The sequence below is a fragment of the Pseudomonas sp. N-1-13 genome (genome assembly GCF_057787095.1).
In genome coordinates this window covers 1,520,671-1,534,459 of sequence record NZ_JBYNRI010000001.1, presented here as the reverse complement: position 1 = coordinate 1,534,459, position 13,789 = coordinate 1,520,671, and the positions used below count along the sequence as shown (strand labels likewise).

Annotated in this window: 6 protein-coding genes; 2 read left to right on the top strand and 4 right to left on the bottom strand. The window is 61.7% G+C overall.

The features are described from left to right. Positions 1-57: 57 nt before the first annotated feature. The 3 genes from AC3I65_RS07050 to recQ form a co-directional block, all read right to left on the bottom strand. Positions 58-1,983 carry a FimV/HubP family polar landmark protein gene (locus AC3I65_RS07050; RefSeq protein WP_488523582.1) on the bottom strand — a complete coding sequence of 642 codons (1,926 nt, stop codon included), beginning with the start codon at positions 1,981-1,983 and terminating at the stop codon, positions 58-60. A gap of 93 nt (positions 1,984-2,076) precedes the next feature. Then, positions 2,077-2,511: a MarR family transcriptional regulator gene (locus AC3I65_RS07045; RefSeq protein WP_047226202.1), complete on the bottom strand. Its 435-nt coding sequence runs from the start codon at positions 2,509-2,511 to the stop codon at positions 2,077-2,079. A 118-nt stretch (positions 2,512-2,629) separates the two neighbouring features. Beyond that, complete coding sequence (recQ, locus tag AC3I65_RS07040) at positions 2,630-4,756, bottom strand: DNA helicase RecQ (protein WP_288913507.1); 2,127 nt, start codon at positions 4,754-4,756, stop codon at positions 2,630-2,632. A 458-nt stretch (positions 4,757-5,214) separates the two neighbouring features. Here recQ and AC3I65_RS07035 point away from each other — a divergent pair, with 458 nt between their 5' ends. Both AC3I65_RS07035 and AC3I65_RS07030 read left to right on the top strand, forming a co-directional pair. Continuing rightward, the gene (locus AC3I65_RS07035) at positions 5,215-5,802 is read left to right on the top strand and encodes a UPF0149 family protein (protein WP_047226200.1); all 588 of its coding nucleotides are present in this window, start codon (positions 5,215-5,217) and stop codon (positions 5,800-5,802) included. An 8-nt stretch (positions 5,803-5,810) separates the two neighbouring features. Beyond that, positions 5,811-6,206: a YbaN family protein gene (locus tag AC3I65_RS07030; protein ID WP_047226199.1), complete on the top strand. Its 396-nt coding sequence runs from the start codon at positions 5,811-5,813 to the stop codon at positions 6,204-6,206. Between the two features lie 128 nt (positions 6,207-6,334). Here AC3I65_RS07030 and AC3I65_RS07025 read toward each other — a convergent pair whose 3' ends face one another. Then, entirely contained in the window at positions 6,335-13,432 is a 7,098-nt protein-coding gene (locus AC3I65_RS07025; protein ID WP_488523581.1) for a retention module-containing protein, read from the bottom strand. Positions 13,433-13,789 lie beyond the last annotated feature (357 nt).

Here is a 13,789-nt window from a genome sequence, read left to right as displayed (position 1 = left end):
CCCCTGTGGGAGCGAGCCTGCTCGCGAAGGGGCCGGCAGGCTCACTAATAAAGGACTTCAGCGAATCCCCGCCAGGAGCACGCGCGCGGTTTGCCTGAGAGGTTCGTTGCCCTCTTCGAGCAACTCTTCCAGCAGTGCGACGGCGGTTTTCAGATCGCCATCGTCAATGCAGTTCTGCGCCTGCTCCAGCTTGTCGGAGTGTTCCGGTACCTGAGGCTCTTGGTGGACAGGCTCGAGGACCATCGGCTCCAGTTCCAGCGACTGCTCTTCATCGGCAAACCCGTCGAGAAATGCATCGTCCAGCGATTCGGTTTCCGAAGGTGCGCTCCACTGCAGGTCCGGCGCGTCGAAACTCGAAAGCGACAAGTCCCCAAAGCCTTCGGGCGCAACAGGTGTTTTTTCAGTGGTGCTGTGCTGCGGCTCGGCAAGGTCCCAACTGGTTTCCATGGACAGCGCATCCAGATCGAGTTCGAACTCGTCACTGGACGCAGGAGCGACGTCAGTCAGCGGCGGCTGAGGTTCTGTGACCATGGGCGCGGCCACCGCGGCGACCTTCGGATAACGCCCGCGGATTTCTTCGAGTGTGCTGACGTCAATGCCCTGCGCCAACAAATGATGTTCCTGGGCCTGGAAACCGATGGTATCGCCCTGCTTGCCCAGCACTTCCAGCAACTTGAGGCCCAGGTCGGTGCGCGCGGGCTCTGTCAGCAGCGCGGCGCGCAGCAATCCCGCCGCTTCGGTGAAACGACCGTAGGTCAGGTAAATCCCGACCCCTTCCAGCACGTCCCCCAAAGGTGCATCACCGTTACTGAACGACGTGGCGGCCTCAGGTTGTTCCGTGTCGGCGGTCGAAGCGTAGGTTTGGGTGTCGTCTTCCAGCATCGGTTCAGGACGCTCGGGCAGAGGCTCCATTTCCGCCTGTTCTTGCTGCCGTCGACGAAGAAACAGCAATAACCCGAGCAACCCCAACAGCCCCACCAGCGCCGTTATCCACAACCAGTTAATGCCCTCCTCTGGTTCCGGGACCGGTTCTGTGACGGGTTGTGCTTGATCTGGCGGCGCGGGTGATGCGGCTGGCACCGACTCCGGCTGCGCAGATTCGGCAGGGGCTGGCGCGAGCTCGGCCAGTTGTGTCTGCAACTCGCTGATCTGCTGGCGCTGACTCGCGATTTCTTCGTCCTGGGATTGGAGCAGCGCCTGCAGTTGCTCGATGGTTTTTTGTTGCTGCTCGTTTTGCAGCACGCTGGCGGCCAGTTGCTCGTCGGACACGGCGGAGGCCGGGGCGGCAGCCGTTTCTGTCGCTGATGGCAGCACCGCAGAATCGGGCAGCAATAAACGCTGGCCCACGGAAAGCCGGTCACTGCCGGGGTTCAGGGCCTGGATGCCCTGCATCAGCTCATTGACCGAAGCATTGCTGCCGGCGTCATGCAGGCGTTTGGCGATGGACCAGGGGTTGTCTCCCTGCACGACGGTATAGCGCTTGCCTTGAGTAGCCGCAGGCGGCTTGACCGCAGGCGTTGCCTGGGCCGCGGCGGAAGGCTCGTCCCGCGCCGGTACGATACCCGGCGTGCCCGGTGGGTCGATCAGCACGGTGTATTCGCGCAGCAGACGCCCGTTGGGTTGATTGAGCTGCACCAGGAAATTGAGGAAGGGTTCCTCCACCGGTTTGCTGGAGGTCACCCGAATGTAGCCGCGCTCGCCGCGCAGCACTGGCGTGAAGCGCAAGCTATTGAGATAGAACACCCGCTCCACGCCGGCACGGCTGAAATCGTCCGCGCTCGCCAGGCTGGCCGACAAATCGCTTTCACTTACCCCGGTCACATCGACCAGGGCGATATCGGCACGCAACGGCTGATTCAGGGCGGAATGGAGGGTGATCTCCCCAAGCCCCAGCGCCGATGCCAAAGCCGAATACCCCATGGCTGCCACGACTACCAACACGTTGAGCCAACTGCGCAACGTGAACTGCAAACTTACAAGCATGGGCATCCCTTTTGATTACCAGACTGAGCGCCTAAGTACTGGTTATAGTTCGCGAACCGCCGAATCTCAAAAGTCTGATGCCTGGGATATGCCTCAGGATTTTTCCAGATTGGCCAGAATCGTGCCATGGACCCGCATGCACACGCGCATGTCGGCTTCATCGACCCCCTCGAACAACTCGCGGCGCAGTTGCGTGGCAATGGTTTCGATCTGTTCGATCAGCGGCAGCGCCGGTGCACAAAGCACAATTTTCTTGGCACGACGATCCTCGGCCACGGCCTGACGCTGCACCAGGCCCTGAGCTTCCAGGCTGTCAAGCAACCGGGCCAGGGTCGGGCCTTCGACAGCGACACTCTGGGCCAGTTCGCGCTGGGTCGGCGCCTGTTCGAAACGGGCCAGGTGCAACAGCACCAGCCAGCGGGCCTGAGACAGACCCAACCCGGCCAGGCGACGATCCAGCTCGGCACGCCAGCCTCGAGACATTTGCGCCAACTGCATGCCAAAACGGTGTTGATCGGTTAACGGCATAAAAAAACTCATCAGATCTGAAATAGAGAAAAACTAATTATTAGTCAGCTAAGCATGAGCTTCGGATTCAGGCAAGGTTTACCCTGTAGTGAATCGTTAAAGGAAGGTAACTCACTGATCAGACTTCAAATTCCGACTGCAACGCAGCCCTGACACAATACAGGACTCCTTCCGGAACCCGACCGACAAACAGTGCTGCAACTTCCGACACCGCTGGCAACTCGCCTTCGCCGTCCAGAAACGCATCCTGCACCTCGCCCATCAACTCCTCGGGTAAATCCAACGCCTGCTCCAAAGACAACTGCTGCTTGCCGATGGCCTCGGCCAGCATCGTATAAACGTTCTTTTCCGAGCATTGCAGTTGTCCGGCAATCTGCAACGGGGTCATGCCGGCGCGGGCCAGGGTGATCAATTCGTGACGAACATCGGCCACCGCTTTCGGCGCCTCGACCTCGCCGCCCAGCACTTGGAGGAAGGCTTCGCCGTAACGCTCCAGCTTGCGCGCGCCCACGCCACTGACCCGGGCCATTTCCGCCAGGGAGGTGGGTTGGCTGCGGAGCATTTCCAGCAGCGTCGAGTCGGGGAAGATCACATACGGCGGCACGCCATGCTCTTCGGCCAGCTTGCGACGCAAGGCGCGCAAGGCTTCCCACTGGTCGCGCTCTTCGCCGCGCACCAGTTGGCTGGCCTGGCTCTTGCTGTTCTTGATCGCCGTTGCCGGCTTGAGATCACGGCGCAGTTCAAGGGAGACCTCGCCTTTGAGCAACGGCCGGCAACTCGCACTCAGGCGCAGGCCGCCGTAGCCTTCCAGGTCGATATCGGCCAGCCCGCGGGCCACGAGCTGGCGGAACAATGAACGCCACTCACTTTCCGTGCGTGCCTTGCCCACACCGAACACCGAAAGATGCTGGTGGCCAAAGCTGCGCACCTTTTCGTTGTCCTTGCCCAGCAGCACGTCCACCAGATGCCCCACGCCATAGCGCTGGCCGGTGCGATAAATCGCCGACAACGCCTGGCGGGCCGGCTCGGTGGCGTCCCAGGTTTCCACGCCGTCGACGCAGTTATCGCAATGTCCGCAAGGCTGGGGCATGTCTTCATCGAAATAAGCCAGCAAGGTCTGGCGCCGGCAGCGGGTCTCTTCGCACAGCGAAAGCATGGCGTCGAGCTTATGCTGCTCAAGACGCTTGTGGCGCTCGTCGCCCTCGGAGTTCTGCAGCATCTGCTTGAGCATCACCACGTCTTGCAGGCCGTAGGCCATCCACGCGTCCGCCGGCAAACCATCACGGCCGGCGCGCCCGGTTTCCTGGTAATACGCCTCGAGGGATTTGGGCAGGTCCAAGTGCGCGACGAAACGCACGTTGGGCTTGTCGATGCCCATGCCAAACGCCACGGTGGCCACCATGATCAGGCCTTCCTCATTGAGGAAGCGCTTCTGATGGTAGGCCCGCAGGTCATTGGGCAGGCCGGCGTGATACGGCAATGCCGGAAAGCCTTGTTCGCAGAGAAACGCCGCCACTTCATCGACCTTTTTGCGCGACAGGCAATAAACGATGCCGGCATCGCTGCGCCGCTCGGCAATAAACGCCAGCAACTGCTTGCGCGGCTGCTCCTTGGGCACGATGCGGTAGAAAATGTTGGGTCGGTCGAAGCTGGAAAGGAAGCGCTCGGCGTTCTGCAAGTGCAGACGTTCGACGATTTCTTCGCGGGTGCGTTTGTCGGCGGTGGCGGTCAGGGCGATGCGTGGCACGTCGGGAAACAGTTCGGCCAGTTGCCCCAGTTGCAGGTACTCGCGACGGAAGTCGTGGCCCCATTGGGACACACAGTGGGCTTCGTCGATGGCAAACAGAGAGATTTCCAGGCTCTGCAGGAACGCCAGCATGCGCGGCTGCACCAGGCGTTCCGGGGCCAGGTAGAGCATTTTTATTTCACCGCGCTTGATTCGCGCCGCCAGGTCCCGTTGCTGCTCGGCGCTGAGGGTCGAGTTCAGCGAAGCGGCTGCAACCCCCAGCTCTTCAAGGGTCGCGACCTGGTCGTCCATCAACGCAATCAGCGGCGAGACCACTACCGCCAGGCCGTTGCGCAACAGCGCCGGCACCTGGAAGCACAACGATTTGCCGCCGCCGGTGGGCATCAGCACCAGAGCATCGCCACCGCTGGCCACGCGCTCAATAATGGCACCCTGACGGCCACGAAAACTGTCGTAGCCGAAGATGTCCTTGAGGACGCGTTGAGCCTGTTCGAGCATAAAAACTCCAAAAATCACCGAAACATCCCTGCAAGGCTGGTTCAGAATCAAAAACACTGCACCGGCAAATCGTAAGTGCGCGTTTCGAAACGCCGGGACGCCGCAGGGCATCACAAAACGCGGCAGTATACCCGAGGGTTTCGTTGTAAAGGGTGATGCTGACAAGAGGTGTCGGGTTTCGTTGTAAAGGGTGATGCTGACAAGAGGTGTCGGGGGTCTTCCGGTTGCCATCAGTCCCTGTGGGAGCGAGCCTGCTCGCGATGACATCGGCCCATTCAACATCAATGCAAGCTGCTCCACCGCTATCGCGAGCAGGCTCGCTCCCACATTTGATCTGTGGGCGAGCGCAAATTTGTGTCCACCCCGGGCATTGGAGAGGCAAATACACCACGCGGCTGGCCTGGGCGCTCAAGAAGGCCTAGAATTCCCGCATTGTTTATTCCCCAAGGTAGCCTGTAATGTCCTTCGCTGAGCAACTGACCCGCCTGCAAGTCTTCCTCGACGCCGATGAGCTGCACGAAGAGGCGCTGGATTACGTGGCCGCTCACGGCTACCTGACCGCCCTGTCCATCTGCTCCGAACAGGTGCCGGAGCGTGAGTGGATCGACGCGCTGTTCGCCGAAGAGCCGCATTACGCCGACGATGCCGAGCGTGAGGTCATCGAAACCACGCTGGTGTTGCTCAAGGCCCACATCGCCCGTCAGTTGGCTTCCGACGAAGAATTCGAATTGCCATGCGAGCTGGACCTGGGCGATGACCCGGACGATTCGGAACTGCGTGGCTGGTGCATCGGTTTCATGGAAGGCGTGTTCCTGCGCGAAGCCGCCTGGTTCGAAACCGCCGAGGAAGAAGTCAGCGAAATGCTGCTGCCGATCATGGTCGGTTCCGGTCTGTTCGACGAGCAACCGGAGTTTTCCGACATCGCCGCCGACGCGAACCTGATGGACGACATGATCGTGCAGATCCCTGAAGCCCTCACCGCCCTGTACCTACTGTGCAACGCCCCGGACGAGAAACCGGCGATCCTCAAGCCGCGCCACCACTGAGCCACCGGGTGCCCGCGCCCATCGGTAACCGCTCGCTGATCCTGCGCTACGTTCTGCTGGCCATTGGCTGGTTGAGCGTGGTGCTGGGGGTCATCGGGATCTTCATTCCCGTATTGCCCACTACCCCTTTCCTGCTACTGGCCGCGGCCTGCTTCGCCCGCAGCTCGCCACGCTTCTATCGCTGGCTGGTGGGCCATCCGCGGCTCGGGCCCTGGATCGCTGACTACCTCAGCGGCAACGGCATCCCGCTCAAGGGCAAGGTCTACGCCATCGGGCTGATGTGGGTGAGCATCCTGTTGTCCTGCTACCTAGTGCCCCTGCCGTGGGCGCGGGCATTCATGCTGACCAGTGCGGTGCTGGTGACGGTTTATATCCTCAAGCAAAAAACCCTGCATAAGCCCTGAAGTCGGCGCGAAGCTCCCTCGCCACAGGAGTATGGATGTCCTTCACCCGAAAAGCGTGCATCCCCTCAAAAACACAAAACCCGCCATATCCTATTTGAACATGACGGGTTTTGTTGTTTCAGTTCACCTCACACGGTGTCCACCTTCAACGAGTGATCATTCAACATTCCGTTGATGATGGTCGCCGTATCCGCGCCGGCGATCATGCCGTCCACGCCCGGTGTGACGCCGTAGTAGCTGGCGAGGTTGACGCCGGCCAGATCGATGGTCTGGTTCGGCGCGGCGCCGGCCGTGGAGCTGACGTCGATGCTGGTCATGACCGACGCACCACTGCCGGTGACGCTGAAGTGCAGGTAATCGTCCAGGGACGCGCTGCTGCCGTTTCCCCCCAGCAACAGTTGCGACAGGTCAAGTTTGTCGAGGCCTGGGGTGAAGTCCGTGACCAGGTCATGGCCGCTGTTGCCCACCTGCCATTGGAAGGTATCAGCGCCGCTGCCTCCGGTCAGGGTGTTGTTGCCCAGGCCGCCGATCAACACGTCATCGCCACCACCGCCATTGAGCACGTCGTCGCCCAGGCCGCCGTTGATGCGGTTGCTGGCACTATCGCCGGTGAGGGTGTCGTTGAAGTTCGAGCCGACCAGGTTTTCGATGCCCGCCAGGGTGTCGATGCCGGCGCCCACGGTGTTTTGCGCGGCTAACAGACCCAGGTTCACCGTAACCCCGGCACTGGCGTGGGCGTAGCTGGCGGTGTCGTTGCCGGTGCCACCGTCGAGCAGGTCGTTGCCGGCGCCGCTGTAGAGCAAGTCGTTGCCCGCCTCGCCATGCAAGACGTTGTTGCCCGAACCGGCGCTGAGTATGTCGTTGCCGTCACCCGCGCTGAGGATGTTGTCCCCCTCGCCGGCGATCAGCACGTCGTCTCCGGTCGTGCCCGTCAGGGTGTGGCCTGCCTGATAGCTGATGCCGACCGCTGCGCTGTCGCTGCCACCGTGATTGTCGCTGGCGGTGTAGCTGCCATGGTAATCCGGCGTGCTGTCCTGGGCGCCGGCGTAGTTGACGGTCAAGGTCAGTTGGTAGTTTTCCGCGCCGTTGGGGTTGCCACCACTGCCATTGGCGATGTTGGTGACGTGGATCTGGTAGTTGCCATCGGCCGCCGCGGTGAACGAGGCACCGTCGGTGATCGCAATGAAAGGCCCGCCGTTGAGGGAGTACTCCAGGGCGATCCGTCCGGCCGCCAGGTTGTGGTCCAGGGTGAGGGTTTCCCCCTGCTTGAGGCTGATGTTGAGCCGGTCTTCATCGTTGGTGTTGTGGTTGGACACCATCCCCAGCGCACCGCTGACCACCAGCACCGCGGTCATGGTCGCGGCATTGGCGACAAAAGCGCCGCGGTTGAGGTTGATCGACTGCACGTTGTTACCGGTGAAGCTGACCGTGCCGGTACTGCCGGTGAAGTCTGCGCCCCTGGCAACCCAGCCGGTGTTGAAGCCGGTGGGCGACGCCGTGAGCGGGTCGCCGTTGGCGTCGCTGTCGTTGCCCAGCAGCATTTCTCCCGGGATCACGATGTTGCCCGACAGGACGTTGGTGATGATGTTGTCGTCGACTGCCACGGGCGGGCTGTTGGGGAGAACCTTAACCACCAGGCTGGAACTGGCCAGGTCGCCGTCGTTGTCGCTGACAGTGAAGCCGATGGTCTCGGTGATCAATGCGCTGGTGGCGGTCTGGGAGGTGTAGCTGTACTCGCCGGTGTCGAGATTCACCACCAGCGTGCCGTCGTGGTCGGTGGCGATACTCAGCGTGTTGTTGGCGGTGTTGAAGGTGCCATGGTTGGCCCCGCCGCTGGCGGTCAGCGCACCCTGTCCGGCGTTGGCGGCCGGATCGTAGCTGTAGGTGGTGCCATCGACCACCAGGCTTTTGACAAACCCGCCGTCGGCGCCGAACGAGCCGCCCTCGCCCAGCAGGCTGCCAGTGACGGGCACACCCTGCACGGTGCCGGAGAGCACCGAGTTGAGCTGGTTCAGGTCGGTGACCAGCACCGCGTCGGTGTCGGTGTGGGTGCTGCCGTCGTAGGCCAGCGGGTCGAGGTGAGTGTCACTGACCCCGCCGCCCAGGCCGATGGCGTAGTTCTTGATGCCGTTGGCGTCGAGGAATGCTTTCCACGCCGCTTCGTCCGCCGCATCAATCCCCTGGCCCGTCGTGGGCTTGCCGTCGGAGAAGAAGTAGCCAATGTTCTGTGCTCCGGTCAGTTGCCCCGAGGTGACAAACGCGGTCTTGGCCGCCGCTACCGCCGCATCGTAGTTGGTCCCACCGCCCGCTGACAGGCCGGAGAGGAGCGACTTGGCGGTCGCCACGTCCACCCATACGGAAGTCTGGTCGGTGGCGCTGCTGCTGAAGGTCACGAGCTGGACTTTCACATCCCCCAGATCGTCGTATTTATCGAGCAAGGCACTGATGGCCTGTTTCGCCAGGTCCAGCCGCGAGAGCCCCGGTACACCCGAGGGGTCGGCCATGCTCCCGGACACATCGAGCACGATCAACAGGTTCGAGTCGATCTCCACCGCCGTCACCGAACGCTCGGACGCGACGGCCATGGGCACGTCGTCGACGATGCTCACCACCAGGTTGCCGGTGACACTGTTGCCCAAGGCGTCCGTGGCCTGGTAGGTGAAGCTTTCGCTCAATACATTCGGGCCGTCGTTGGCGTTGGGCGCCGTCGTGGCGGGCGAAGTCAGCGTGTAGGTGTACGAGCCATCGGGGTTGAGCAACAACTGGCCGTAGGCGCCGGTGGCGTTGCCCACCAGACTGAACGTCAGCGCACCACTGGCACCAGTCACCGAACCGACCAGGCTACCGCTGGCGGTTTCGCTGGTGGCGCTCGGCTCGCTGCCGGTGACGGTACCGGGGGCCAGGTCCTGGCCGTCCTGATTCAGGTCCAGGGCTTTTTCGTAGACGGTAATGTCCTGATCGGTTTCAGCGACGAGGCAACTGTTGTAGACATCGATGGTGATGGTGGTGGTGCTTTCATCGCCGTCGGCATCGCGCACGGTGTAGGTGAATACGTCAGTGGCCCCCGGCGCGCCGACGGCGTCCGGGTTGCTGTGGTAGACCGCGTTGCCATTGGCGTCCAGCGTGAGATAGCCGTAGGTGCCGTTGATCTGGGTGTTGAGGCCACCTGTTGCAGGGGTTGAAGTGTCGTTGCCGGCACGTACGCCGATCACTGCGCCACCGTCGGCGCCGAGCACGTCGTTGTCCAGCACATTGCCATTGACCGTGCCGCCCTCCACCACCGAAGCCAAATCGGCATGGGCGTTGGGCACGTCGTCAACGATGTTGATAACGATGGTGCTGGTGACGGTATTGCCCAGTGAATCGGTGGCTTGATAGGTAAAGCTTTCGCTCAGGACATTCGGACCATCGTTGGCCGAAGGTGCGGTGGTGGCTGGCGAGGTCAGGGTGTAGGTGTACGAACCGTCGGGGTTGAGCAGCAGTTGCCCATAGGCACCGGTGGCGTTGCCTACCAGGGCGAAGGTGACGGCGCCGATTGCACCTGTGACCGAGCCGACCAGGCTACCGCTGGCCGTTTCAGTGGTAGCGTTCGGTGCGCTGCCGGTGACGGTGCCGGGAGCCAGGTCCTGACCGTCCTGATTCAGGTCCAGGGCTTTTTCGTAGACGGTGATGTCCTGATCGGTTTCAGCGACGAGGCAGCTGTGGTAGACATCGATGGTGATGGTGGTGGTGCTTTCATCGCCGTCGGCATCGCGCACGGTGTAGGTGAATACGTCAGTGGCACCGGGTGCACTGACGGTGTTCGGGTTGCTGTGGTAAACGGCGTTGCCATTGGCGTCCAGCGTGAGATAGCCGTAGGTGCCGTTGATCTGGGTGTTGAGGCCGCCTGTTGCAGGGGTTGAAGTGTCGTTGCCGGCACGTACGCCGATCACTGCGCCACCGTCGGCGCCGAGCACGTCGTTGTCCAGCACATTGCCATTGACCGTGCCGCCCTCCACTACCGAAGCCAAATCGGCATGGGCGTTGGGTACGTCGTCAACGATGTTGATAACGATGGTGCTGGTGACGGTATTGCCCAGCGAATCGGTGGCTTGATAGGTAAAGCTTTCACTCAGGACATTCGGACCATCGTTGGCCGAAGGTGCGGTGGTGGCTGGCGAGGTCAGGGTGTAGGTGTAGGAACCGTCCGGGTTGAGCAGCAACTGGCCGTAGGCACCGGTGGCGTTGCCTACCAGGGCGAAGGTGACGGCGCCGATTGCACCTGTGACCGAGCCGACCAGGCTACCGCTGGCCGTTTCAGTGGTAGCGTTCGGCGCGCTGCCGGTGACGGTACCGGGAGCCAGGTCCTGACCGTCCTGATTCAGGTCCAGGGCTTTTTCGTAGACGGTGATGTCCTGATCGGTTTCAGCGACGAGGCAGCTGTGGTAGACATCGATGGTGATGGTGGTGGTGCTTTCATCGCCGTCGGCATCGCGCACGGTGTAGGTGAATACGTCGGTGGCACCGGGTGCACTGACGGTGTTCGGGTTGCTGTGGTAAACGGCGTTGCCATTGGCGTCCAGCGTGAGATAGCCGTAGGTGCCGTTGATCTGGGTGTTGAGGCCGCCAACCGCCGAGGTTGAGGTGTCGCTGCCAGCACGCACACCGATCACCGCGCCGCTTGCGGCGGGTCCATCGGCACCGCCCACATCGTTGTTCAGGACGTTGCCGCTGACCGTCCCGCCTTCGTCCACCGAGGCGGAATCAGCATGGGCGGTGGGCAAATCATCAACAATATTCACATCCAGGTTGCCGGTGGCCGTGGTGCCGTTGTCGTCGGTGACCACGACGGCAAATTGCTCGCTAAGGCTGTTGGCACCGCTGGCGTTTGCGTGGGTTTCGTTGTCCAGCAAGGTGTAGCTGTAACTCACCACACCCGTGGCGGCGTTGAAGCCGGTGATGGTCAGCGTGTTGCCCAAGGCCGTAGTGATGGATTGTGGGAAACCGGCCGCAACACCGCCCGTGACGACATTGATGCCACCTACGCTCAGGGTCTGTACACCGTCCAGCGCGGTGATGGTGAAGGTGCCGCTTTGGGTCAGCGCTGGAGCGTCCGGGCTGGTGCCGTCGCTGAGGTTTTTCTCCTGAAGGTTCAGCTCACCGCCTTCGGTGTCCAAGCCTTCGATGATCACCGGGTCGTCGTTGTTGTGTACCTGTAGCACCAGGTTGGCGGTGCTCGTATCGCCGTCGGCGTCGGTCAGGGTGTAGGTGAAGGTTTCGCTACCGCTGCCGCCGCCGTGCAGGCCTTTGAAGTCGGCGTCGGCGGTGTTGAGCGTGTAGGTGTAGGAACCGTCAGCGTTGAGAACCAGCGTACCGTAAGTGCCAGTGAAGGTACCGGGCGTAACCGGGCCGGACGCCACACGATCCGCGCCTTCGGTGTCATTGGTCAGCACGCTGCCCGTCAGGGTCAGGTTGGTTTCCGAGGCGGTGCCGGCGTTGCTGTCGTCCACGGCTTGAGGCACATCATCAACGATATTCACGTCCAGATTGCCAGTGGCCGTGGTGCCGTTGTCGTCGGTGACCACAACGGCAAATTGCTCGCTAAGGCTGTTGGCGCCGTTGGCGTTTGCGTGGGCTTCGTTGTCCAGCAAGGTGTAGCTGTAACTCACCACGCCCGTGACGGCGTTGAAGCCGGTGATGGTCAGTGTGTTGCCCAAGGCCGTGGTGATGGACTGTGGGAAACCGGCCGCAACACCGCCCGTGACGACATTGATGCCGCCCACGCTCAGGGTCTGTACACCGTCCAGCGCGGTGATGGTGAAGGTGCCGCTTTGGGTCAGCGCTGGAGCGTCCGGGCTGGTGCCGTCGCTGAGGTTTTTCTCCTGAAGGCTCAGCTCACCGCCTTCGGTGTCCAAACCTTCGATGATCACCGGGTCGTCGTTGTTGTGCACCTGCAACACCAGATTGGCGGTGCTGGTATCGCCGTCGGCGTCAGTCAGGGTGTAGGTGAAGGTTTCAGTGCCACTTCCGCCGCCGTGCAACGCCACGAATTGCGGGTCGCTGGTGTTGAGGGTGTAGGTGTACGTGCCGTTGGGGTTCAGCACCAGGGTGCCGTAGGTGCCGGTGAACGTGCCGCCAATGATCGGCCCGCTGTCAGGACCGGTGGGGATGCGGTCGGCACCTTGGTGGTCGTTGGGCAAGACGTTGCCGGTGAGCGTGACAAGACTTTCCGATGCGGTGCTGGCGTGGCTGTCGTCAATCGCCTGGGGTACGTCGTCGGTGATGTTGACGTCCAGGGTCCCCGTAGCTGTATCGCCATCGCTGTCGACGGCCACGACGGGGAACTGCTCGCTGATGGTATTGGCCCCGCCCCCGGCGGGATGGCTTTCATTGTCCGTCAGGGTATAGCTGTAGCTGACCACACCGGTCGCGGGGTTGTAACCGGTGATGGTCAACGTGTTGCCCAGCGCCGAGGTGATGGATTGGGGAAAACCTGCGGGCACGCCACCGGTGATCACGGCGATTCCACCGATACTCAGGCTGCTCAGCCCATCGGGCGCGGAAATGGTGAAACTGCCGCTTTGCACCAGCGCGCCAGGATTGCTGGCGGAACCGTCAGACAGGTTCGCCTCATTGGCGGTCAATTCACCGCCATCCACGGTCAAGCCATCAAGGGTAACGGGGTTGTCCGGGGTTTCAGGGTCTACCGGTGGCACGATTGCATCGTCGTCGCCGTCATCCGGATCACCGGCCAGACGCAGGTCTGGAAACTCGGGTATCCCGTTGAACCCGGCGGTGGGAAAACCGATCTGCGGATCGACCTCCCCGCCGACCTCTTCCAGCAACACAAAACTGTGCCCGCCACCCACGCCCCCCGGATTACCGCCCTCGGCGCCTGCAGCCGTCGCCTCGCCGGTCTGGGTCGGGTCAGCGCCGGCGGCGATGGCTTGTTGCAGTTTTTGCACATCGGTCAGTTGCGCATCACTGGGGGTGGTGGCCTCAGGCGTATCGCTAGCAGAGGCCTGGTTGGCGAGCAATTGCGGGCTGAGCGTCAGGTCACTTCCGCGGCCCAGGGTCAACTCCTTGCCGTTTTGCAACTGCACAGCCACCGCCCCTTCGGCCCCGGTGATCAGGTGCTCACCGGCATAGAGCCGATCACCTTCAACCAGAGGTCGCCGCAGACCGCCGACGGCTTCTGCGAAAACCTGTCCTACCACCTTGCTGACGGTACCGATGAGCGCTGCCATGTGCATTCCTCCGTTGCCAACCGCAGTCGGCACCTGTCTGGGTGAAGAATTGGTGCTCGGGTTGGCAGCCAGGGAATCTGGAAAATCTGCCAGCTTTCGGGGACGTAAAAGGCGCTAGCTATTCGCCACAATGACAAAAAACCGTCACTTAAAATCGCCTTTCAAGTCGTCCTTTTCGGCACCTCTTCACATCGCTTCAAAATGATTATGGAACTTTATTGACGCCCAAAATCCGTCAGGACCCGCAGATTCAAAGGCTTTCGCTTTGAACAATGTGCCGCTTTTTTCCAAGCACATAAGTTTTTTTTGGCATAAGTCTTATGAGAAATTCTTCTTAGGTTTTGCGCAGGATGTTCT

What these genes read in the sequence shown, in the direction of transcription:
- AC3I65_RS07050 (WP_488523582.1), bottom strand. Translation starts at nt 1,983, where the DNA reads ATGCTTGTAAGTTTGCAGTTCACGTTGCGCAGTTGGCTCAACGTGTTG.
- AC3I65_RS07045 (WP_047226202.1), bottom strand. Translation starts at nt 2,511, where the DNA reads ATGCCGTTAACCGATCAACACCGTTTTGGCATGCAGTTGGCGCAAATG.
- recQ (WP_288913507.1), bottom strand. Translation starts at nt 4,756, where the DNA reads ATGCTCGAACAGGCTCAACGCGTCCTCAAGGACATCTTCGGCTACGAC.
- AC3I65_RS07035 (WP_047226200.1), top strand. Translation starts at nt 5,215, where the DNA reads ATGTCCTTCGCTGAGCAACTGACCCGCCTGCAAGTCTTCCTCGACGCC.
- AC3I65_RS07025 (WP_488523581.1), bottom strand. Translation starts at nt 13,432, where the DNA reads ATGGCAGCGCTCATCGGTACCGTCAGCAAGGTGGTAGGACAGGTTTTC.